Raw genomic sequence first — 23,272 nt, forward strand, 5'->3', positions numbered from 1 at the left:
TCCCACCACGAGAAGGGGCTGCATTCTGGGAACAAGGACACCCTCGCAATTTAGCAGTAGGTTGTCAAAAGCTCTACGGCTCCAACAAGAAGTGGAAAAAGCGGTATGGCTATCACAAGCGCTCACTATCAGAGACAGCAATGTACCGAGTAAAACAGCTGCTAGGTGGGAAATTAAGCCTAAGAAATTACAATGCTCAGGTTGGCGAGACTTACGCTATGATCAAAGCGCTGAACAAGCTTACAGGACTGGGTATGCCTGAAACTCAGTATATTGCTTAAGAACCGAACAACTTTAGGCTGCCATGTCTTCCAACCGAATTAAGCAACAAAGCCGGTCGATGGCCTCGACGAAAACGCTTTTCATGTGCTTGTTACAAAACAGGGCGAACCCGTGGCGACGGCCCGCTTAACGGTCAACGAGGATGGAACGTCAATTATCGCGAGGGTTGCCGTCACTAAGGCCTATCGAGGTTTGGGTGTGGCATCCAAAGTCGTGCAAGCATTAATGGATCACGCCAAGCGTATCGGAGTGGATTCGATTGAAATTCATGCTCATAGTTATCTAAGAAACTATTACGAACGGTTTGGTTTCACGTTTATTCAAGATGTTGAAGTTGTTGGCGGGCATCAACTTATTGAAATGCGACACCAAATAGCTCTCACTGAAGATATAGCAATGGCGTAAATACGCATCCAACGACAGTTTTCTGCTGTCGCCTTCCTGCCAAGCAATCAGAAAAAACGGCTCATGATGAGCCGTTTTGTTTCTACTTGTTCACTGTGATTGAGCGAGGTTTAGACAAAATCGAACATGTCAGTGGTTACACGGTCAACATCGAAGTTTTCCAGCGTAATGGTCGCGGCACCATCATTGACAGAAACGACTGTATTCGCACCGCTTTGCCAGTAGGTTAGTGCATCGGCACTGTTGGCCAGTGAGCTGTCAATTTGGATGCTGTCTTCACGCAGGTTGAAATCCGTAATGGTGTCAGAGCCGGATTCGCTGTCGAAAAAGAACACGTCCGCATGCTTGCCGCCAGTGAGCGTATCGAAACCCGATCCGCCCGTCAGGAAGTCAGCACCGTCATTACCCTGCAAGATGTCATTGCCTTCACCACCATCCAGCTTGTCGTTACCGTGGTTACCTTCCAATTGATCGTTACCCGCACCGCCATAGAGTTCGTCGTCATTGGTATAGCCTTCGATCGACATTGTGTCGTAACCAAAGCCCAATTCAACGGATGCCGCGTTGCCATCAGCATCCACAAGGAAGTAACTGCCGTCTTTTGTCTGCACGATAACAGGTGGCGTTTTATCATTTTCGATACCTGTAACATGGAGTTGATGCTCGAACTTTCCGTCATTGTCGATGGTATAGAGATCGACACCTTCGGTGGCATTTGGCATCACGAACACAGGCTCTCCGTCAACATAACCTGCCGAAGACATGTAAGCACCGCCACCTGAAATGGTGTCTGTGAGCGTGAGTGTGCCATTTTCGCCTACCTTAAAAATGGAGGCATAGTCCGCGCCGTTACCAGAGGTGATGGCGTACGCCGCGCCATCAGCAGTTTGGTAGAAGTTTACCGAGTTCCCTCCGCCAGCGGTGACCGTTTGCGTGTCGACCAGCGTTAGGTCGCCAGTCACACGACTGACGGCATACAGGTTCAGGCTGCCATTGGCACTTGATGCGAGGAAGGTCTGCGCACCCATCGAGATAATATCAAGGCCAGAGACAAGGTCACCTGCGGCAACAGTTTTGCCCGTTTCAGTGATTTTTCCGGTGTCGGAATCGTATGTCAGGATGTCGATGCGGTCGTTTTGAGAGCGTGTGACATAGAGGTACTCGGTGCCGTCATTGGCTTCAAAGACCTCGTTTTCGCGTACGATCCCGCCGCGAAGCCAAGTTTGAGAGCCTCCAAAGTAGGACAGCCCACCGTCTAACGACAGCTTGCCATCGTCCGAAATGTGCCAGGTCGTGATAGAGCCACTGTTTTGGGAGGTGAGAAAAAGCGTTGCCTGACCGTCGACGTACGCCATGTTGGATTGCGTTAGGCCGTTGCCCATTGCTCCCACAGAAAGACCGGCATCTTGCACTTGTGCTGTAATGTCACCGCTCGACGTGGTCGTCACTGTCTGAGTGCTGTTGTTGAACGTCATGCGGTCTGTTTCCGTCAGCGAGCCGTCGTTTTCGACACGAGAAAGAATTGCCGAACCACTATAGCCAAAGGATGTCGTGAGGACATAAGGCACACCGTCAATCTCTATGGCGGTAGTCGTCCAACCATAATTGGTGCCATTGTCGACGGCACCGCCGACTTGAAATAGACCCATTTCAGAGCCCACACCATCATCACCTTTGAGGACGTCGTTACCGTCTCCGCCGTACAGTTTGTCGTTGTCCGCATTGCCGAACAGCAGGTCATCGCCAGCACCGCCTTCGAGTAGATCATCCCCGTTGCCACCCACAAGCAAGTCATTCACCGCAGTACTGAGGAAGTCATCCACCGCCAGCTTCACAGAGGCTGATTGCCCATCGGCATCCACGAGAAAGTAGCTGCCATCAGTGGTCTGAACAATCACAGGGGGCGTGTAGTCATTTTGCAGGTCGGTAATGGTGGTACGAAGCACAAGTTGGCCGTTTTCATCGATGGTGTACAGGTCAACCCCTTCAGTTGCATTTGGCATCACAAACACGGGTTGACCTTCGACATAGCCCGCTGTCGACATGTACGCGCCACCACCGTCAACCGTATCGGTACGGGTCAGCGAACCATCGGCATTCAACTCGAAAACAGACGCATAATCTCCACCGCTGCTTGAGGTAATGGCATAGGTTGTTCCATCCGCTGTTTGGTAAAAATTAACGGAATTTCCCGAGCCGTTGGTGACAGCTTCGGTATCAATGGCAGTAAGATCGCCCGTCGCCTCATTGACCGAATAAAGGTGTACGCTGGCATTGCCGCTCGCCACGGCGAAGGTTTGACCGTGAGCCTCGATAATGTCGATGCTGGACGCAATATCGCCTGCTGTGACGGATTTCCCTGTTTCTGCCATTGCGCCAGTTGTGGGGTCGTAGGTCAGAATGTCCACGCGGTCATGGAAAGGACGAGTCACATACACGTATTCGCTGCCATCGTTGGCTTCAAACACCACGTTTTCTCGGATGATGCCATCACGTAGCCACGTCTGTGATCCGCCGAAGTAAGATAAACCGCCCTCTAATGACAGCGTGCCTTCAGGCGATATGTTCAGGGTTGTAATTGAACCGCTGTTCTGAGAAGTGAGGAACAGGGTGGGTGTGCCATCTACAACGGATATGTTCGAGTGGTGTAAACCGTTACCAAAGGCGCCGACCGAGAGGCCAGCATCTTGAATTTGACTGGTGATGTCGCCAGCCGACGCTGAAACAACCGTCTGTGTGCTGTTGTTGTAGGTTAGACGATCTGTTTCGGTCAAGGTGCCGTCGGTTTCCACGCGCGAAATGATCGTTGTGCCGCTGTAGCCAAATTGTGTGGTGACGACAAAAGGAACGCCGTCAATGGTCACAGTGGTGGTCGTCCAGCCTGAATTTGTTGCACTATGAACGGCAGGGCCGTCGGCTTCCAGCCTCACACCGCCGTCGCTGCTTGAACCTGAGCCTGCGTTTGGGTCGGTGCCGTCATCGCCGATCAGATGGTCATTGCCATCACCCCCGAAAAGACGGTCATTGTCATAGCCTCCGTCGAGGTAATCGTTGCCAGCCCCACCGTGTAAGGCATCCTCGCCATTGTCTCCGTAAAGGAAATCGGCCCCGTCTTCGCCCCAAAGGGAGTCGTTATCTTCGCCGCCGCGAAGGGTATCCGAACCCTGACCGCCCCAAAGAATGTCGTTACCCGCGTCGCCGTTAACAATGTCGTCGCCATCATTGCCAAATAAGATGTCGTTACCATCACCACCGTGCACGGTGTCATTGCCATCGCCGCCGCGTGCTTTATCGTCACCGGCTCCACCGTAAATGGTGTCTACACCGTCGTCGCCAAACAGTAAATCGTTACCAGCGCCACCTTCGAGATAATCGTTGCCTCGTCCGCCTTCTACGCGATCATCTCCGTCACCGCCGTAGAGCATATCGTCACCAAAACCACCGCGAACCCAGTCATTACCAGCATCCCCATGTACGATGTCTTCGTCATCGCCCCCGATAACAGTATCGTCACCGTCGCCGCCGTACACGGTATCCGTATCTCCGTCCGCCTGAATGTAATCATTGCCGCCATGTCCGTATATAACATCCACGCCTACCGTGCCGCGCAGGATATCGTCTTCCTCTGTCCCGTTGATAATGTTGGTCACACTATTTCCCTCTTGTTGAGCGAGTTTTGTTGATTGTTTTTGTTGGCTGTTTTTGTTTTTCTCAATGAAATATAAAAGGAGATACCCATGCGGGAAATAGGGGCTTGTGTTGCTAGTGAGACAAATGTAAATGTTGCATATCTGTTTTCCTAAATAAGTATTAACGCATATATATGATGGGGATGACGGCGGGTGTTTATGATGTGTTTAATTACATGAATTGTAAGGATATAAATTTGTTTTCAAATATCCTTTTCTCCCTGAATCATCGAGGTATGAAAAAAGAATGAATTGATGCTTTAAGCGCGTATTGTTTTGCGTTTAACAAAGCGTTAAGAAGCATTAATTAAGACTATTGCCATGAGAAAGTAGTGTTAATGGTGGGGGGGTTCTTGATAAGAATAAAACCATTAAATGGTGCTTTGTTTGTTAGGTACATCTTGAAGGTTATTTGTGGGGGAATATTAAGGCTAAGCGAGCTCGCTGGTGGGGGCTGAAACCTGTTTTTATTCTGCGCTTTTAGTGCTCGCTCAATCCTTGAATTTCGCAATGTCATTTTTTTGAACTTGCTCAACAATATCGGCTCAATACCGCTTAGTACATTGATTTATCGAAGGTAATATGACGTCATACGATGTACGAGAGAGATGCGTTTCCTCAACGCACTGACTGTCCTCGGCATCACTTACCAACATGCTTAACATCTACAGCCGTTCTTTTGACGTGCACCTCACGGTGCAGCATTTTCTCCAATGATTTTTATCATTGGCGTCGGCGTGTGTCTGTGTAGCAAAGACAAAGTGTCAGGAATCACAATGAAACAAAGAATAGGGATTATTGGCGGCATGGGTAATGAAGCCATGGTCGACCTCGTGAACAAAATCGCCACCTTCCCACAACACGAAAACCATGAGTATGTGGTTTTTGGTAATTCACGCCTTGCTTACAAACCCGAAGAAGTCGCACAAAATTGGCTACCGACGGATCCGCCGGAACTACGTAAATATGATACGGCGCTGTACACCTTGCGTTTTATGCAACATCTCGGGGCCACCTCAATGGGACTGGCATGCAACAGTGCCCATGAGCTTTTCCGCAAAATTGTTGTTGATGTCCCCGTTCCGTTTATCGACATGCTGAAAGAAACGGCAGCAACCGAAGAAGGTCAGAAGGAAGACATTCTGGTGATGGGCGTGACCAGTTTGATGGCGTCGGGTCTGTACCAGCAGGCGTTGGCAGACTTTGGTGTTTCATCTTTCTCACCAAGTGCGGACAATCAGCCGAAAGTGATGGATGCTATCTACAACTCTGAGTATGGCGTGAAAACGGCGCAAATTACGCCACAGTCAGAGCAGCTTTTGTGTGACGTGATCACCGATGAAGCATCGCGTTCGTCGTTCAAGAAAGTGGTGCTCGGCTGTACAGAGTTACCATTGGTGCTAACACCGGAAAACGTGGTGCGCTTTAAAGCGAACGGCATGATCCCTAAGTATATTGAAGTGATTGACGCATCCATGGTGTTGGCTTCGAAGTTAGCACAAGCAACCGGTCAGGCCGTGCAATTGCCAGCACCACTAGCGTCTTATCGTGGAGAGCACTGTGACTGGTTTTTGCCATTTGCGGTGGAAGTGAGTTCATTAACTTCGATTTCTGACGTTCAAAACCGCATCTTCGATTTAACTGCGCAATTTGCAAAATCTCAAAACAAAGCCATTACGGGCAGCTATGCGCATTTACCGACACTATTCTATTCAAAAGAAGCGGTAGACGTAAAAGAGACGCTGACCCAGTTGGACATTGAACCTATTGCAGAAGACCAGTTGACCGATCAGCGTGTGTTAGATGCACTGGCACAGCATTTTTCGGAATAAGGGGATTTTTGGCTATGGCGACACTTACACACCAACAAAGAGCATGGTTTAACAGCATCAAAAATTACTCAGCGAATGCCCTTTTGATACCAGTGATTTTGATAGTTTCACGATAGGCGATGGCGACATTACTGTTTTCAAAAACTCAAGTGAGGTAAACGAGCATCACACGAAAAAAGAAACGGGTTTGGGTTGATCATTGTCCAAACTGGACGCAGAAGTGTTTGTTCTCAAATTTCCATTTGTCGTTGCTTCGGCTGCTGGTTAGGAAGTAAGGGAATTCAAATGCAGGGTAAAGATTATCAAGAAGCAAAAGAATTTGTTTGGCAGCAGTTTAAGTCTGATTTGTATGATTTTACTTTCAAGTTGGCTATTTTGGTTCTGGTGAGTGTGATCACTGTATATGCAACTTCACTTATTCCTTTTGATGTATCTGAAACTTTAAAGCCAGCAGTTACATCTATTTGTATCTTGATTACCTTTTTTAGTTCGTTTCCATTGCTTTTTAACTTACCAACTCGCAATCGTATACGTCAGGTCGTTAGAGAGTGGTGCAGCCCGCATTACTCGAGTGGAAGCACTAAAACTGGCGTTGAACTTGTTCAGTCGCGCGAATAATCACATTATTTTGATGAGCGGAAAAATAGCAGTTTACTACTTATCGAGTGCTATGAAGGAAAACTTTGCGACTGAACCATAATTCACCGTTTTGAATTGCGTAAGAAACATCGTACAAAAAAATCTGCTGTTTTTATGCGAACATAGTTAGGTCCTAGGTAGAGGCGACATTACGGGTGTGAACTTTTAGAATATTTACGGAGAGGTCAGTTAGTGTTGGTAGACGCTAACAAGTGGATTCACTGTAAACGGTTTATGTGTTAGCAGGTTAATAGTTTTTGTTAAACAAACTGCATAATGTTCTTTAAAATTTTGCGACAGAACCCGATTTGTATAACGAAACGATATAAGGAAGAAAATTCCATGAAAAAGCTTATATTACCTATTTTAATAATGACAAGTTTCTCTGCAGGAGCCTTTGTATATGATGACATAAGCATCGAAGGTGCGAGTTGTAGTCCTGAACGAATGTTGTTCCCTCTTGAAGATGTAGAGGACAATATGAACTTCTTTCGAAGATCTATGGGCAGATGGCAAATCACTAATATCTCCGACGATAATGTAATTATGGGGTCGGGATATCGATTTGCAGTAAAACATGGCAAGGCAGGATCTTCTTTTTGTGTGCCAGAAACCTATGTCGTTGATGACCAAGTTACGCTTACCAAAATAGCTCAAGATGGAAGTTTTCTTGAAAGACTTTTGAGCAAGTTTAAAACCGTAAAACTGATTACTTCAGATGGCAACTGGATACCCGCTTTATCTCTACCTTCTAACGCATTTAAAAATCAGCGACTCATTGTGGAGAGAAAGGCCACTTGGGGTACAACGGTCAGCTACAAATATGGTTCGCTCACAGGGTACACTCCGATTAAGTTGCAAGACCAACTAGATTTCGTATATGACGGTGAAAAGTGGATCATTGAACCAAATTATATTATCAGCTCTCAACATGAGATAAGCGAAATTGCCGCAGATCCTTCTATACTAGCTGCATTGTTGGATAAGCACACATCCGTAAAAATCCTTCTTCAGGATGGACGCTGGGCGAGAAATTTAACGGTGAAAGAAAAGCCGTTTGGTTCAATGCTAACAGTGGAGCGCCAATCAACCTACGGTGTTAATGTGGAATATGGAACTGCACAAATCACTCCTCCACGTGGTTCAACAACAGTTTTCATCAACTCTGGCATTTGGTGGGTTTACAGCAGTAAAACCATTTCAGATAACAGAACGATTAGAGCACTGGGTAACAACCCAGCGAAACTGAAGCAAAATATTGATCTCTATGGCAACTTGATTGTTAGTGAATCAGATGGTAATTGGACACCCACGTTTACTTTACCTGCTGCGAATGATTTGGGCAAAAACAGAACCTTCACTTTATACAGGAACTCAACATATCATAGCAATATTGTGTTTCCTAATGGTGTGACACTGGCGCCAAGAAAAAATACGAAAACAACATTTTTCTCTGGGTCTATTGATGGATGGTCACTTATCCCGCAATATTCAGTGTATAAACCAGAAGACATTTCCTCTGTGGATAGCCCAGAGAAAATTAAAGCACTGCTGGATCAATATGGAAATTTGGGTATCACGATTAGTGATAATGGTTACCTGGCGCAGGTGACACTGCCAGATGATGCGCAAAACGGTGAGTTTGTTGAATTCGGAAAAACAACTATCAAGCCAGTAACCATTCAGTTTTCTGGAAAAACATTAGCTCTAGGTTACGATAGCTTGACACTCTACTACTCTGGTGGTGAGTGGAGCAAAATTAGCTTAAAATAATATACAGAAGCGAGAGTAGAGCGGTTTGTCGCAAACTTTAAAAACACCATAATATAAACTGGAAATACAAACCAATTTAATACTACATATTGGTTTGGAAAAAGCTTTGAGACAGACCCTCAGATATTTAGCAAGCGAAAAAACTTTTGATAGTGTGAGTTTGTAATATATCAAAAAGGTGGTTTTGGTTCCTAATGTCGATCGGTTAAGCGAAAGTGGTCAGTTGAACAATCCATAGAAACTGCTAGAATCCGAGTGTATTCCTACACTCGGATTTTTTCTGTTTTTACGGGCTTGTTGCAAAAAATCCATCTAGACCCAAGATAGTCTCATGTTTCTTTAGTGGATAGGTAGTCAATGACCAACAATGAATTCAAAAGGAAACACTTCGTGCCTGAAATCATCCTTTGGTGCCTACGTCGGTATGGCTCAACACCCAAGAGTTATGCCAACGTCAGTGATATGTTGGCGGAAAGAGTAGAGAGCCAGAGTTGAAAAAGCACCGCTAGTTTGCGGTGCTTTTTCTATGTCCAGATAGAAGTGTATCAAGCGCCTATTAGTGTGATGCTACGGAGTTTCGGCGTACCAACGTCGGGGAGAAAATCGCCGTACTGTCGTCAACATCCCGATTTTTTGAAAGGGCCAGTGCCAGACGCGCCGCACGCTCTGCCATCATTTCAATCGGGTAGCGAATAGTAGTCAGGCTTGGGTGAACAAATCGGGCAATCAAGCCATCATCAAAGCCCACGATAGACATTTGGCTCGGTACTGTAATGCCATTTTGGTCAAGTGCAGCAAGCGCACCTGCAGCCATGTAATCGTTATACGCAACCACAGCGGTAATGTTTAACGATTTACTGAGTAGGTTGGTCATTGCCATTTCGCCGCCGTCACTGCTGACTTCGCCGTATTCGATATAGCTTTTACTGAGTGAGATACCGTTATCTTCAAGCGCAGCCAGATACCCGTCGAGTCGCTGCTCGGTATCTTCGATGTATTGTGCTGACGCGATACAGGCGATATTTCGATGTCCGTGGCGAATCAAAAAATCAGTGGCCAGATATGCGCCCTTACGGTTATCCAATGAAATGCATCGCTCCGATATTTCAGGGATATGGCGGTTGATGATCACCATGCCTTTGACTTCCCGCGCATAGCCAATCAATTCTTCGTCTGATAAGCCTTTAGCGTGAACAATAATAGCTTCACAACGGGCGTTAATGAGAAGTTCCAACGCATGACGTTCGTCTTCCGCTTTGTGATAGCCATTACCAATCAGAATGTGCTTTCCGTTTTCGCGTGCAACCTGATCAATCGCTTTAATCATGGTGCCGAAAAAGGGGTCAGAGACATCTGAGACTAACACACCAACCGTGTTGGTGCTTTGGCTGACCAGTGCACGTGCAGCCGCATTTGGACGGTAACCCAATTGTTTCATCGCCAGAGTGACAGCATCAATGGAAGACTGACTGGCTTTGGGTGATTTGTTGATTACGCGTGAAACCGTTGCGACGGAAACCCCCGCTATCTTTGCGACATCTTTGATTGTGGCCATGTGGCTCCCCTTAAACGAACGACCCATTAAACACTGGGTGTGTAAACATCGCAAATGTTTGCCGTTTTTCGTGGTGATAAATGTAGGTTAAACCTTGTTTTAATTGGGTTTAAGTTAGGTGATAACGATTACAAAGTTACGGCTATGTCCGTATGAATTGCGCTCTATGCTTGAATGCGAACTTTTCTTGCAGTTGCCTAACTTGTCCTCATTTTCGCAAAAACCGGATGCTGACCAGATTACTCAACATTCGGGTCGGTTTTTTGCGTGTTTTTCGTGGCGCAGATCTCCATTGTGAAAATATGCATTTGAAGTAATACTCCACTGCGTTTAATTTAATCGCATAGACAGGGGGGAGAGGAGATAGACGTTTGAATTAATTCTTCATTAACACGATAGAATACGGCCAGCTTTAGAACCTAGAAATGTATTTTTTGCGTAATGGCGAAGAATGTATATTTATGGGTTTTGAACGAAGATCAAATTCCAAAATAAAAATAAAGTATCAGTGCGTATGCCCTCGTTGGCAGAGTCAATCTCGCACTGCCATTTAGTTATCTGTTTTAAAAATGCTTTTTTGGTTGTTGAGATCACCATCGGTTTTAATAAGTGCTTGAACCGATGTTAAGTTTATAGATTAAAATAGGAAAATATAATGGGATTATTCAATAAGCGTTATTTGTGCTGCTGTGTCCTTTCTGCATTGTCATTTTCAGCAACCGCTGAAATATATGACTTTGTTCCTTCAAAAAACAAACATCATGATGAACCTATAGAGCAAGGTTGGGAAAACGACCTGACTGGCGATGCTTATGGTGAGGCAATTAAAAAGAAAAAGCGCGTTGAATGGTATGTAAATGGCGAAGACGGAAGAGCAAATTGGAAAATAACGCCAACGTCGGACATAAACACCCAAGCCGAGAATTTTGGTTGGACATTATCAACCGAAATGCGTGTGACAGAAGGGGGATACTTAACGAACTACTACGCGAACGGTGAGTATCGTTTTCTGCCAATAGTCTCGCTGGACGGTAACCAACTTGTCGTTGAGTTTGAAGGTTCAGAAGAGAAAACAGTACTGGCAACTGGCCGTGAAGCGCGGAAATACCACAGCTACGACATCGTCTTTCACCCAGGGGTCAATCCGACTGCGAGTTTTTTCTTTGACGGTCAGCTGATAAAGGCCAACTGGGAACCAACACCTTCTACACAGAACATGGTGACGTGGGGCAATGGGTCGAGCCATGTTGATGGTGAAGCCTACTACCGTTCTGTGAACTTCACGATCAGTGGCGACTCCGTCTTTTCAAGCCCAGACCGCATTCCTTCTCTCGTTGTGAGTTCAGAAACGCCGGGAACCGTTGTTATCTTCGCGGAGAAGCGCGAAGGGGGCAGCGATCCGGGTTCGATTTACAATACGAATGACATTATTACGCGAACATCCCTCGACTATGGTCAGACGTGGAGTGAGGAGCTCAACCTCACTGAGCAAATCAACCTAAATGATGATTATGACTTCTCTGATCCTCGCCCTATCTATTTGCCTGATGAAGATGAAATCGTTCTTTCGTACGTGCGATGGCCGACCGATGCTGCCCAAAACGGTGACAAAATTAAGTACTGGATGGACAGTGGCGTTTTCTACAGTACGTATGATGTTGAAGATGGTGAGTGGAGTGCCCCATTTGATGTTACTGAGGAAATAAAAGAGAGAACATTCCAAATCATTGGTTGGTCTGGTAGCGAATATTACACGCAGGACGTAAACGTCTCAGCGGCTGACCAATGGGACCTGAACACCCAGTTACGGATTCATGGCGGCAGTGCGAATGACCTCTCTGTGTCGAACGGTGAAAAACTGTTTAAGGTGTCTTTCGCTATCAACGCAGAGAACCACCTTGTCGCCTTTGTAGACGGTTCCGATACGCCGATTGTTGTGCGTGAAAAGGCGGATAATGTCTCTGGATTTATTGATGTCTCGCTTCGTTACGATCCAGAAAGCAAGCATGCAAACTTGTATATCGACGATGACTTTACCGCCGGAGTGACAGGCACGGCTGCATCAACAACTCAGGTGCTATTTGGTCAAACAGATCATGACGTTAACGGGCGTATGCACGTTTCCAATATTACCTTCATCAGCAATGGTGAAACCGTGATTGATTTTGACGCGAAGGCACTGTCGCTGATTAACCCCGCCGAGCAGAACACTTTGCCAGAGGCGATAGGCTGGGCGAAACATCACACGGGACGTGCCTACAATTTCTATGGTGTTGCGAGCGTTAACCCAGGCCCGGGTCATGGTATTCAACTGGAGCATCAGACCGATGAAACGGGTGACAATAACGACCGCCTGATTTATCCCGCTATCACGCTTGATAAGTATTTCCTGAACGTCTCGTCGGTGTTTTCTGATGATGACGGCGTAACGTGGGAAACCGGTGCGTATTTGCCAATCCCTCACCGCTGGATGCCAACTTACCTTGAAACGCTAGAGCCGAGCGAAGCCGATATTGTCGAACTGACTAATGGCGATCTACTGCTGACATCTCGTCTTGATATGAACCGCGTGGTCGATGGCGTTAATTATGGCCCTCGTCATCAATTTATCAGTAAAGACGGCGGTATGACGTGGAATATGCCGGAAAACTACGGTGTATCTCAGTTCTCAAATATCAGTAACGATGCCGTGGATGCGTCTATCACGCGATTCGTTGAAGATGATGACACCAGCTATCTACTTTTCACCAACCCGATAGGGTCAATTCCGGGTAATACCGGACGCCACAATCTCGGTCTGTGGTTCAGCTTTGATGAAGGCGCTACATGGCAAGGCCCTGTTCAGTTGGTAAATGGTGGTTCTGCTTATTCTGACATTTATCAGTTAGACAGTGAAAATGCGATGGTGATTGTTGAAGACAACGGTCCGGAAATTCGCACCTTGACGGTTCCAGTCACCAAGCTAAAACAACTCTTCAAACCTAATTAATATAACAACGACAGTTAGGCACCTATCCCCACTTGGCAGCGAGTGGGGATAATTATGAACGTACGTTTCATGTCAAAAAGCAATGTCATCAATACGTGTTGAGAATAGGTGTTGAAAAGTCGCGTTATAAATAACCATTTTAATAATTAGAAAATGTAAATCTTGTTGGCGCGTGGTTGTAATACGTTTTATTGCTGGTGCCAATTACGGCATTAATTTTGTTGGAATATCTGTTTTTAGTAAGGAATATAGAAATGAATAAAGTGAATCCATTAACTTCTGCTCTTCTAACGCTTCCTTTTCTTGCTGCTTTTTCGGTTTCTGCATACGCCAACCAAGCGTGGCCTGACTTGCCTGACGGCGTAAAAAATGGTGTAGGCGCACAAATAGAATCGAAAGTTTACGTCGGTCTCGGCTCAATGGGCAAACAATTTTATATGCTTGATTTGGAACAGCTTGATAAAGGCTGGCAAAAACAAGCGGACTTTTCTGGCCCAGCCCGCGATGGTGCAACCGCTAGTGTGATTGGCGATGACATTTACATTTTTGGTGGGTCTGGAAAAGCAGACAGTAACGCCAAGTCACCGATCGTGTTTGATAGCGTGTACCGCTTCGATGCAGATTCAAATTCATGGTCTGAGGTAGCGACCAAAGCCCCTGTAGGTTTATTAGGTGCGGCATCTTATTCTCCGGATAACGAACAAATTCTCTTTTTTGGCGGCTACAACAAAGGAAAGTTTGACCAATACCTTCATGACGTACTGACGACCGACTCAAAAGCAGAGCCTGAAAAGTGGCAGAAAATTGTTAGTGATTTCATGGGTATGAAACCGACGGATTACCAATGGAACCGTCAGGTACTCAGTTACACCCCTTCAACAAACCAGTGGCAAGATTTGGGTTCTTCGCCGTACTTACCAAACTGCGGTGCCGCATTAGTCGTTGACGATGAAAACGCGTTATTGATCAGCGGTGAAATTAAGCCCGGTTTGCGCACAGCGGAAGTGAAATCTTATCATTTCGGTGAAGCACAACCTTGGCTAAGCGAACATCCATTGCCAACGCCAAGCTCACAGCCACAGCAAGAAGGGGTGGCAGGCGCCTTTGCTGGCTTCAGTAACGGGGTTGTATTTGTTGCGGGCGGTGCGAATTTCCATGGCGCAAAACTTGCGTTTGATAAGGGCAATATGTTTGCGCATAGCGGTCTACCAAAAGCCTTTAACGCAGAAACCTACGTGTTTGCAGACGGTGCGTGGAAGCAAGACGTCAACCTCAAAGAGCCATTGGCGTATGGTGTGTCTTTCTCCATTGATGATGGGATTCTAATGGTTGGCGGCGAAAACCCAGACAGTACCGCGAGTCCTAAAGTCACCAAACTGGCGTGGAATGGTAAACATGTGGAGCAACAGGACTAACACGCTTTTTAACGGATAAATTTCTTCTTCACGTCAAAAGCTCGGACACTGGATGTCCGAGCTTTTTCTATGAACCTAAGTTAAGGGTCAAGCGATTGATGTTTAATTGATAGTTTTGCATTTAGTTCACGTTAAATTGCAGAGCGAAACTCAAATTCCTCTTTTTGATTTTATTGTTTGAGTCTCCATTGCTACGGTGGGAGCTTGCTATTACCTTTTCGCGCAAGCACCGTTTTAATAGCAAAGGGATCGAAGAAAATATGGAAATTTGGGCTTTATTGCTACTCGGTGGTGGTGCGCTGTTTTACTACTTTGTGTTGTATTCGAAGCCTCAGGATGAGGACTGGAAGAAACTCCCGACATTGGAAGAGTATTTAGTGGCGAATCCAGAGTGCAGGGTAGAGGACCCTCAGTTGGCGAAATGTCGTCATTGTGGTTCGGAGAAGATCGTCTTCCAAACCTTGACGGGTGTGGCGTCAGACCCGCGCTTTAAACATATCTGTGTTTCTTGCAAGAAAGTGCTTTATCGCGACAACTCCCTTATGTCTTAACCCATCCGATATTTAGTTTGATACGTTAAATTGACGCTATTCAGGTTGATTAGGGCCTGAATACGTTTATATCTAGATGAAAAGGAATTCACATGATTGCAAGGGAATGGAAGGCCCGTTGTCCCAAACAACATGAACAAGGTTTTATCGACTATCTCTATAAGACGGGCGTTAAGGAAACCTCAAAAACAGAGGGATTTATCGGGGCGCAAATATTCAATCGAGATGTTGATGGTCACGCTGAGATCACCCTCATTTCCTATTGGAAAACCCTTGAATGTATTCAAGCGTTCGCAGGGGAAGATATTGGTGTTGCAAAGCTATATCCGGAAGATGACAAGTACGAACTGGACCCAGACAGGTTTGTGAACCATTACGAAGTTGTAGAAAACCGCTGGGTTTAATTGTTACGGATAAAACCAAAAGCCCAGCTATGAAGCTGGGCTTTTACGTTTAGAAGTCGTACTTGGCCGTAACGGCCCAATTACGCTTCGGCTGGGTCAGGTCAGTGTTCTCGCTGGTGGCACCGCGAACATCGTTCCAGTGGTAGTACTCTTCGTCGGTGAGGTTAAAGATACCAGCGCGAAGCGTAAGATCTTCAATTGGCTTGTAGTAAGCCGTTAGATCAACCACGGTTGCGCTTGATAGGGGAAGAATGTCGTCACCGTTGATTTTGCTGCCTGATTTGGCGGCGGTGTAACTGACATTCAGTGTCGAGCCCCAGTGCTTTTCAGAGTCGTAGCTTACGCCAGCGACAATGTTCCATGGGTTCACACTGTTTAGTGGGTTACCTTCGCCATCTTCACCTTCGGTGTAAGCAGCAGCAAGGCGCGAGCTAAAGCCTTTCACCGGCATAAAGCCATTCCACGACAGACTGCTCGACGCTTCAATACCTTTGATTGTCGCTTTACCAATATTCACGGACTTGAAGACTGCAGGGTTAACAACAGGAATAAAGCTACCCGATACTTGCTGTCTTTCAATGAAGTTATCGTAGTCGCTGTAGAAGATGGCCACTTCGCTGCTTGCTGTGCGGTTGTTGTGACGCCAGCCTAGCTCATAAGAAATACTTTTTTCTGCTTCCAGTTCCGGGTTCGGCTTATTGACGTAACCATGCGTTGGATTACCGAAAGAGTAATACAACTCTTGGAAATCAGGCGCACGGAAGCCCTGACTTACTTGCGCAAAGAGGCGGTGTTCTTCGTTTAGCGCATAGACTGTGCCCAGCCTTGCCGTAAACGCTGAATCAGAAAAATCGCTGTATTCATCTTCTGGATTCTGGCTTGGGTTGTCAGATGTTGAGCCAGGGCTTGTTTTGAAGTTGTCATAGCGAATGCCCGGTGTAACCGTCCATTTCCCAAACGACATTTCGTCTTGAATAAAGAAGCCATAACGGCGTTCTGTCGCTGATGGGATGTAGAAAATCTCCTTATCAGAACCCACAGAGTTGTATTCACTGTTGGTGTTCTTAATGTCTTTGTCCGTAAGGGATGCACCGTACACGATATAGTGCTCAACGCTGCCAATGGTGAGGAATTTGTCCAATTGAAGGTCGAACTGGTAGCCCTCGTCGGAATAGATGTAGTCTTTGCGTTGTTGGTTGCCAGTCGCGGTGTTGTTTCGGTTGGTAATGCTGTTTTCGTCTTTACTCAGCCAATCAAATTGCCAAGTGAGCGTGTCGACGGCAGCAACGTTCACGTCCCAGATGTGCTTAATACCGAGTTGATACTGCTTTGTATCATCACTGCCGATCACATCGGCGTATCGTTGACCACGAATGACGGTGTCGGGTAACTGTATATCGTTATTTTTGTTGATATAGCTGCCGTTAAATTCAAGGCGGTGCGCATCGTTAAGTTGGTACTGCAATTTAACCAGAAGATTGTCTGCGTTGTTATCCTGCTGGTCGGGTTCGCCAAAATTTTCTACCTCTTTGCCATCACGACGGGTGTAGGCCACCAAGGATTCTAAATCACCAGTACGATTGGCAAGGGCGACAGACTCGCTAAAGGTCTCATCCGAAGAGGAATAGTTGAACTTGGTGTGTCCACCAAAATCACCGTCTTTAAGAAAATCTGCAGGGTCTTTTGTTTCGAAGGCAACGATACCGCCGATCGCGTCAGAACCGTGCAAAGAAGACGCTGCACCTTTAACGACTTCGACCGCTTTCAGCAGGTCAGTGTCAACGTCAACACGTGCGGAGTTAATAAAACTATTACCAGATTCAAACTGGTTACCCAGCGCAACGCCATCAACCAGTACTTTGATTCGGTTACCTTCGATGCCACGAATGTTGATACTTTGCACGCCTTGGCGCGAGTTGGTTTCAACTGTTACCCCTGGTGTGTATTTGAAGAGATCCTCCAAACCCGTGATCATTTCGTCTTCAATTTGTTGTTCACCAATCACCGCCACAGACGCTGCAGTGTCCTGGATTTGAGTGTTGGTGCGCGTGGCTGAGACAACGACTTCGTCAAAAATGATTGACTCTTCGGCGTTTACTCCCGAAGAAAGGGCTAACAGAATGGATGCCGAGAGAAGAGACTTTTTACACATTGAATTTACCGCCTTTAATCCATGTTAAGTAATCAAACGGATGTTACATCAAGAGTTGCGAATGATAATCGCAATCATTATCGTGCGCAATTGTGATTAAAGCCGGCAATAGACAGTGTTATTTTTAAATGTCTTTTATTACAAAAGGTTAAAGGTCTTATCTGCGAAGGGTAGGTGGGTTTTCATTACTGGTTTGTGATTCTTATCACATATAGATGGCAAGTTGATCGCCGGAAAAGGCGAACAATCTCCCATTAATGCAGTATGTGAAAAGGTGAGGAGTAAAATCGAATAGGGGAAAACGTTGATGTCTTAGATCTGGTTTGAACCTGATCCATATGCCGATGGGTACTTTCAATTATCGGTTTCCACTCCAAGGAAATTATCCTCGATGGTTTTGATTTCATTGCTGAAAATACGATTCCTATCCGACACATATAGCGTTAGACAGGTGACAGGTAGAGGTGGTAGATCAAAAACGTTGTCCACGTTCACTAAGTTAGGAGGTGCGGTGCGTTCGGAGTATACGCCAATGGCTATTCCCGCTGAAATAGCTGCTGACACGGCGGCTACACCACCACCAATGAAGGTTTCTTTCCACTTTATTGATGAGTTGTGTAACGCTTCTTCGGCATAATTATGTACGCCACAGTGAGGGCTTAAATTTGCAATGGGAAGCGGAGAATCAACATCATATTTGAAATGATTCGATGCATACCAGCCCATTCTTTCCGCACAAAGAAAAGTTCCTGCATAACCTTTATCCTCCCCTCGGATTATAATGGCATCCAATAAGCCGTCATTCAGTGAATTCTTCAATGCCTCTGATGTATCCAGACTAACTTCCAAAGATAAATCACTGTGTTTAACGCTCAACGTGTATAAAAGCCGAGTGATATCAGCACCCATGATATGACACGCAATTCCCAGCCTCAGTTTTTGCTTTGTCTCGGACAAATTTAAGATGGCTTTATCGTGAGCTTCGACAAAATGTCTCGCTGACTGAATAAACTGTTCACCTTGTGCAGAAAGCTTGACTTGCCTTGGCGTCCTTTCGATTAAGCGCTGTCCCAGTCTATCCTCCAGGCGTTTTAGCTTTACGCTAAGCGTTGCTTGAGTCGTTCCTAATTTTTCCGCTGCTTTGGTAAAGTTTTTTAATTCACTGATTAAAATGAAGGCTTTTACAGTTTGAATATCCAATACGAACACAGTCACTATTTCCTTTTGTTATGGCAGATATATTAGAGTCGATATTTTTGCTCGGTTAAAGAAATGTTAGCGTTGCTTGATGTGAAAGTTGGATAGATATCTCACGAGAGTGAATATTGAGATATTTATAGGCGCTAGGTTAGTTATATAACTGTCAAAATCTTTAAACGAGGTTAATACGTAATGGATGTGGCCATTTCATTTAAAAATAAAATAGCACTCGCTACTGTTTGTTTATCTGCAGTAATGCTAGGGCTTGAAATAACAAGTGTTCCATCGATACTCCCGACGCTTAAAAATGTCCTTCCTGCAGATTTCAAACAACTACAGTGGATAATGAACGCATATACGATCGCGATGTGTACAGTGTTAGTGGCTATGGGGGCGTTGGCTGACCGCTTTGGGCGAAAGAGAGTTTTTGTTGTTGGGGTGATTGTTTTTGGTATCGCTTCACTCATTTGCGGATTGGCAACCAGTGCAGCTGTACTCATTGCCGCGCGTGTTTTACAAGGCTTAAGCGCAGCGGCAATGCTCTCTTGCCAAGTCGCCATTCTTTCTCAGCAATTTAGGTCAGGTGCTGAGCGAGGAGTGGCTTTCGCTTGGTGGGGAGTCATCTTTGGATTGGGGTTAGGATTTGGGCCCATCGTTGGGGGAGCAATTTTATTGGTACTGAGTTGGGAGTGGATATTCTTGATCCACGTGCTCATTTCAGGTATCACCGTGATGCTTGCAAAATTTGGTGTCGAAGAGTCATCAGACCCAAATGCAGGGAAAATTGATTTTTGGGGAATGGTTACCCTATCAGTATCTGTCTTTATCTTGGTCTATATGATCACACAAGGATATGAGTATGGCTTGACCAGTACAACTGGCTTACTACTCATCGGTGTTGGTTTAGTGAGCTTTAGTCTATTTGTGTTTATAGAAAAGAACGTTAAACGCCCGATGTTTGATTTCAATGCCTTTAAAATTCGAAATTTCTCTGCAGCACTTATAGGTGCATGTGGAATGAACTTTAGCTTCTGGCCATTCGTTATTTATTTCCCGATATATCTGCAATCTGTTCTGGGTTATGACAGCATTACAACTGGGTTGACCGTACTGGCTTTGACTCTCCCAACGATTGTGGTCCCACCGCATGCAGAAAAGCTACTTGTTAAACGCGGCCCCAGTTTTGTTATACCTGCGGGTCTTTTTACAATAGCGCTAGGTTTTGCTTTGATCTGGTTAGTCGTGGTAACAGAATATGCAAGTTGGATCACGCTCATTCCAGGATGTGTTTTGGCGGGGACGGGACTAGGTTTGACAAACACACCCGTGACAAATACGGCAACGGGATCTTTACCTCCTGAAAGAGTTGGAATGGCTTCAGGTATGGATTTTAGTGCGAGAATGATTTCACTTGCTGTGAATATTGCCATCATGGGCTATGTGTTGACGAAAAGTGTGGAAATTGCATTATCTGACGTTATAAAAGAAAGTGTGCCACTATTCGAATTAAGCAGAATTGTTAACGAGATTTCCGCTGGAAATTTGTTGTCTGGGGAGTATTACGGAATTACATCAACTGCAGCACATAGCGCTTTAATTAGCGGATTTAGCTGGGTTGTGCTTTACGCTGCCATTGCGCCTCTTATGCTTGGTTGGATTTGTGCGGTCGTGTCCGAAAAACACACAACATCTGAAAACAGTTGTGGAAATAATACTCCCTGCAATAAAGATGCTTATACAACGGTTTAATCATACTTTGCCATAAAATAACATTGGCCCTATCAATCAATAAATTACTCAATCAATTAATTATAGGGCCAAAGTGTTTTCTATCGCGCTACAGGATAGAAAACACTCAAAGTTTATTTTGTTGAATAAGATGGCTTAAACGTAAAACTAAATCTGCTACGTTTGTTGCCTCAAATTTCTTCATCATGTTGGCGCGATGCACTTCGATGGTACGCAGTGAAACGCACAGGGTTTTAGCCATTTGTTGGTTAGTTTGGCCTTTCAGCATTTCTTTCAAAACCGACTTTTCACGCTCTGTCAGGCTATAAAACTTGTTTTCGACGCCCACATGGTTTGCGCGTTGAAATGAATAAGTGAGCGCTTTTTCAATCGCTTTGACCAGCTGATCACCGTCGACGGGTTTTTGAAAAAAATCGACCGCCCCGTCTTTCAGCGCATCGACTGCCATCGGAACATCACCATGTCCGGTCAGAAAAATAATGGAAAGGGGACTCCGCGTTTCGTTCAGTACCGCTTGCAGTTCCTGACCGCGCATCTCAGGCATACGGCTATCAAGCACAATACAACCGGGTTGCGTGGTGTCGACATGTTCAAGAAAGGAGGTCGCTGATGCAAAATCTTTGATATTCAGGCTATAGCTTTCCAACATAAATACCAATGACTCGCGCACTGAATCTTCATCATCGACGATGTATACCAAACCGTTCGTGTTGCTCATTCTTGTTCTTCTCGGTGAATAGGTATGATAACCGTTACTTCGCAGCCATGTGGTTTTATTGGCTGCATGATCAGGTGCCCTTTATGGGCTTCTATGACTTCTCGGCATATTGGCAGACCTAAGCCTAATCCGTCATCTTTCGTGGTATAGAAAGGTCGCTTAACTTCGGCGACGCTTGCTGCCAAACCCACGCCATTGTCTTGAACGCGGATAACCACTTCATTGAGTCCGTAGAGCAGTTCAACGTTCACCGTCGGTGAGTTGTCACGACCCGCATTTTCGAGGCACGCGTCTTTAGCGTTTCGCAGTAAGTTCAATATCACCTGCTGCATGCCAATCATGTCGAACTGTCCTTGCTGAGGAACACCGTCGATAGATAACTCTAGATTGATGTTTTTCGCTTTGAAGTCGTATTCGATAAGCGCGATAGACTCACGCACAAAATCAGCAGGGTCACACGTGACATAGTCCGTCGGGGTCTGTTTTATCAAACCACGCAATCGTTGAATGATGCCGCTGGCAACGGTGACCTGATGTTGAATTTTGCCTAACACAGGGGCGAGTTCATCCGGGCTCATGCCTTGGTCTAAGCGACGAATCACACCTTCGGAATAGTTCTTTATGGTAGAAAGTGGCTGATTGATTTCGTGTGCAATGCTGCTACCCAGTTCACTAACAATCATGGTGCGTTGGGCATGCTCCAACATCGAGTTTCTTTCTTTCAGCTCAAATAAGGTGCGCTCAAGCTGACGTTTGCTTCGATTGAAATGGTACTCAACCCAGATGTGATACATGCTCATCAAGAGCAGTATCAATATGCTGGCACATGCGATGAGCTTGTTGTTTTCTAACCACTGATAAATCATCTCTTGCTTGCTTTTTTGAAGCGGGTGGATATCCAGATGTTTGAATACCTTGTCAACTGAGACTGGGCTCGCTGGCAGCGTCCAACCCACATTGCCCGCGGCGAAAGCAGCGGCAGAATCGGAAGGCATGGCGAGTAAGGCTTGTGTGACTTTTTTCCCTATCTCATTTGCGGCGCGTTCTGTTTTGGCAAAGGTCCAGTTTGGATAGACCCCGGTCGATACATCACAGACAGAATCGTACGGGTTTCGTCTTTCTAGCACGCGAACATCTGTGCGATTGATGAGCCCTTCTTTGGTCATATTCTCTAGCGTACATGCCGGCACAATGGCGACATCGAGCTCGCCACTGACCACATCATGAAGCAGCTTATCTGTCGGTGGCCCCGTAAATTGGATGTTCTCGTAGAAATCAGCGTTGAAATAGCGCCGCTTATCAAGTTCGTAACGAAAGGCAAGGAAACCGCCAAACGCTTTTTCAGAAACGGCGGCGATTTTCGCGTGTTTAATATCACGCAAATAAAAATACGGTGAGTCTTTGTGCACAACCACCACGGACGCAATGGAATGGGTTGCGTTAGAGCTGTATGGCGTCCGTTGCGTCGCCAGCCAATTGAGCTGATATTCGCGCGCAATGCGGGTTGCCTGTCCGGGACTGGTTAGCAGAAAGTCGAGTTGATTGTGCTTGAATGCATCGTCGAGTTCGTCAAAGTCGTAGGCGTGTAGGTCAAAATACACATCAGGAATTTGTGTTGATAGCCAATCCAATGTGGGTTGCCACGCTTTTTTTGCGTGTTCGTCGCCACGTAATGCCAATACACCAACATCGTAGTGCTGCATTGCGCCCGCTTGTGCTGGGCACACGCAGATACAACAAAGCGTGATGATGGATAAAAACACCCCTTTAATGGCAACGAGTGGGGTAAGGCGCATGAAATACTGAAACAAAGGAGGCTGCTAAACATCTGAAACTGACAGGCGCGCATAATACCTGATAAACCTATAATTAATATGGTGCTTTAGATCAAACTTTTGAACTTATTGTGGTAAACCACA

General features: G+C 45.8%; 14 protein-coding genes and 3 pseudogenes. 11 read left to right on the top strand and 6 right to left on the bottom strand.

Annotated features, from left to right (window positions below; translation table 11 throughout):
- Window positions 1-281: pseudogene (locus B5D35_RS13765) on the top strand (IS5/IS1182 family transposase); the annotation flags it as partial.
- Window positions 282-336: 55 nt separating this feature from the next.
- Window positions 337-687: pseudogene (locus B5D35_RS13770) on the top strand (GNAT family N-acetyltransferase); the annotation flags it as partial.
- Window positions 688-797: 110 nt separating this feature from the next.
- On the opposite strand, the gene B5D35_RS13775 reads toward B5D35_RS13770, so the two are convergent.
- Window positions 798-4,337 (bottom strand): calcium-binding protein, encoded by a 3,540-nt coding sequence (locus tag B5D35_RS13775; RefSeq protein WP_078753137.1) that lies wholly within the window; start codon window positions 4,335-4,337, stop codon window positions 798-800.
- 815 nt (window positions 4,338-5,152) lie between these two features.
- Between B5D35_RS13775 and B5D35_RS13780 the strand changes: the two genes are divergently transcribed.
- The 4 genes and pseudogenes from B5D35_RS13780 to B5D35_RS24065 form a co-directional block, all read left to right on the top strand.
- The gene (locus B5D35_RS13780; protein ID WP_078753138.1) at window positions 5,153-6,208 is read left to right on the top strand and encodes an aspartate/glutamate racemase family protein; all 1,056 of its coding nucleotides are present in this window, start codon (window positions 5,153-5,155) and stop codon (window positions 6,206-6,208) included.
- Between the two features lie 285 nt (window positions 6,209-6,493).
- On the top strand, window positions 6,494-6,826 hold the full coding sequence (locus B5D35_RS13785; RefSeq protein ID WP_078753139.1) for a hypothetical protein: 333 nt from the start codon (window positions 6,494-6,496) through the stop codon (window positions 6,824-6,826).
- A 363-nt stretch (window positions 6,827-7,189) separates the two neighbouring features.
- Window positions 7,190-8,620 carry a hypothetical protein gene (locus B5D35_RS13790; protein WP_078753140.1) on the top strand — a complete coding sequence of 477 codons (1,431 nt, stop codon included), beginning with the start codon at window positions 7,190-7,192 and terminating at the stop codon, window positions 8,618-8,620.
- Window positions 8,621-8,977: 357 nt separating this feature from the next.
- Window positions 8,978-9,097 (top strand): annotated as a pseudogene (locus tag B5D35_RS24065) (IS6 family transposase); the annotation flags it as partial.
- 79 nt (window positions 9,098-9,176) lie between these two features.
- Here B5D35_RS24065 and B5D35_RS13795 read toward each other — a convergent pair.
- Window positions 9,177-10,175 carry a substrate-binding domain-containing protein gene (locus B5D35_RS13795; protein WP_078753141.1) on the bottom strand — a complete coding sequence of 333 codons (999 nt, stop codon included), beginning with the start codon at window positions 10,173-10,175 and terminating at the stop codon, window positions 9,177-9,179.
- 655 nt (window positions 10,176-10,830) lie between these two features.
- Between B5D35_RS13795 and B5D35_RS13800 the strand changes: the two genes are divergently transcribed.
- From B5D35_RS13800 to B5D35_RS13815, 4 genes are all read left to right on the top strand, one after another.
- The gene (locus B5D35_RS13800) at window positions 10,831-13,164 is read left to right on the top strand and encodes an exo-alpha-sialidase (protein ID WP_078753142.1); all 2,334 of its coding nucleotides are present in this window, start codon (window positions 10,831-10,833) and stop codon (window positions 13,162-13,164) included.
- Window positions 13,165-13,418: 254 nt separating this feature from the next.
- The gene (locus B5D35_RS13805) at window positions 13,419-14,579 is read left to right on the top strand and encodes an N-acetylneuraminate epimerase (protein ID WP_170915181.1); all 1,161 of its coding nucleotides are present in this window, start codon (window positions 13,419-13,421) and stop codon (window positions 14,577-14,579) included.
- A gap of 260 nt (window positions 14,580-14,839) precedes the next feature.
- Window positions 14,840-15,130 carry a hypothetical protein gene (locus B5D35_RS13810; RefSeq protein WP_078753143.1) on the top strand — a complete coding sequence of 97 codons (291 nt, stop codon included), beginning with the start codon at window positions 14,840-14,842 and terminating at the stop codon, window positions 15,128-15,130.
- A 92-nt stretch (window positions 15,131-15,222) separates the two neighbouring features.
- A complete protein-coding gene (locus B5D35_RS13815; protein WP_078753144.1) occupies window positions 15,223-15,534 on the top strand; it encodes an antibiotic biosynthesis monooxygenase family protein in 312 nt (103 codons plus the stop codon).
- A gap of 49 nt (window positions 15,535-15,583) precedes the next feature.
- On the opposite strand, the gene B5D35_RS13820 is transcribed toward B5D35_RS13815, so the two are convergent.
- Both B5D35_RS13820 and B5D35_RS13825 read right to left on the bottom strand, forming a co-directional pair.
- Window positions 15,584-17,686 carry a TonB-dependent hemoglobin/transferrin/lactoferrin family receptor gene (locus B5D35_RS13820; protein ID WP_078753145.1) on the bottom strand — a complete coding sequence of 701 codons (2,103 nt, stop codon included), beginning with the start codon at window positions 17,684-17,686 and terminating at the stop codon, window positions 15,584-15,586.
- Window positions 17,687-18,040: 354 nt separating this feature from the next.
- The gene (locus B5D35_RS13825) at window positions 18,041-18,901 is read right to left on the bottom strand and encodes a LysR family transcriptional regulator (RefSeq protein WP_078753146.1); all 861 of its coding nucleotides are present in this window, start codon (window positions 18,899-18,901) and stop codon (window positions 18,041-18,043) included.
- A gap of 177 nt (window positions 18,902-19,078) precedes the next feature.
- Between B5D35_RS13825 and B5D35_RS13830 the strand changes: the two genes are divergently transcribed.
- A complete protein-coding gene (locus B5D35_RS13830) occupies window positions 19,079-20,635 on the top strand; it encodes an MFS transporter (RefSeq protein WP_078753147.1) in 1,557 nt (518 codons plus the stop codon).
- A gap of 106 nt (window positions 20,636-20,741) precedes the next feature.
- Here the strand turns inward: B5D35_RS13830 and B5D35_RS13835 are convergent, their stop codons facing one another.
- Entirely contained in the window at window positions 20,742-21,353 is a 612-nt protein-coding gene (locus B5D35_RS13835; RefSeq protein WP_078753148.1) for a response regulator transcription factor, read from the bottom strand.
- Window positions 21,350-23,164, bottom strand: coding sequence for a sensor histidine kinase (locus B5D35_RS13840; protein WP_244556606.1), 1,815 nt, complete (start codon window positions 23,162-23,164; stop codon window positions 21,350-21,352). The genes B5D35_RS13835 and B5D35_RS13840 overlap by 4 nt, the downstream gene beginning before the upstream one ends.
- Between the last annotated feature and the right edge of the window lie 108 nt (window positions 23,165-23,272).

Source organism: Enterovibrio nigricans DSM 22720, from assembly GCF_900167155.1.
Taxonomy (GTDB): domain Bacteria; phylum Pseudomonadota; class Gammaproteobacteria; order Enterobacterales; family Vibrionaceae; genus Enterovibrio; species Enterovibrio nigricans.

Bases quoted from the DNA above. Each gene is read 5' to 3' on its own strand.
- B5D35_RS13780 (WP_078753138.1), top strand. From the start codon at position 5,153: ATGAAACAAAGAATAGGGATTATTGGCGGCATGGGTAATGAAGCCATG.
- B5D35_RS13785 (WP_078753139.1), top strand. From the start codon at position 6,494: ATGCAGGGTAAAGATTATCAAGAAGCAAAAGAATTTGTTTGGCAGCAG.
- B5D35_RS13790 (WP_078753140.1), top strand. From the start codon at position 7,190: ATGAAAAAGCTTATATTACCTATTTTAATAATGACAAGTTTCTCTGCA.
- B5D35_RS13795 (WP_078753141.1), bottom strand. From the start codon at position 10,175: ATGGCCACAATCAAAGATGTCGCAAAGATAGCGGGGGTTTCCGTCGCA.
- B5D35_RS13800 (WP_078753142.1), top strand. From the start codon at position 10,831: ATGGGATTATTCAATAAGCGTTATTTGTGCTGCTGTGTCCTTTCTGCA.
- B5D35_RS13805 (WP_170915181.1), top strand. From the start codon at position 13,419: ATGAATAAAGTGAATCCATTAACTTCTGCTCTTCTAACGCTTCCTTTT.
- B5D35_RS13810 (WP_078753143.1), top strand. From the start codon at position 14,840: ATGGAAATTTGGGCTTTATTGCTACTCGGTGGTGGTGCGCTGTTTTAC.
- B5D35_RS13815 (WP_078753144.1), top strand. From the start codon at position 15,223: ATGATTGCAAGGGAATGGAAGGCCCGTTGTCCCAAACAACATGAACAA.
- B5D35_RS13820 (WP_078753145.1), bottom strand. From the start codon at position 17,686: ATGTGTAAAAAGTCTCTTCTCTCGGCATCCATTCTGTTAGCCCTTTCT.
- B5D35_RS13830 (WP_078753147.1), top strand. From the start codon at position 19,079: ATGGATGTGGCCATTTCATTTAAAAATAAAATAGCACTCGCTACTGTT.
- B5D35_RS13835 (WP_078753148.1), bottom strand. From the start codon at position 21,353: ATGAGCAACACGAACGGTTTGGTATACATCGTCGATGATGAAGATTCA.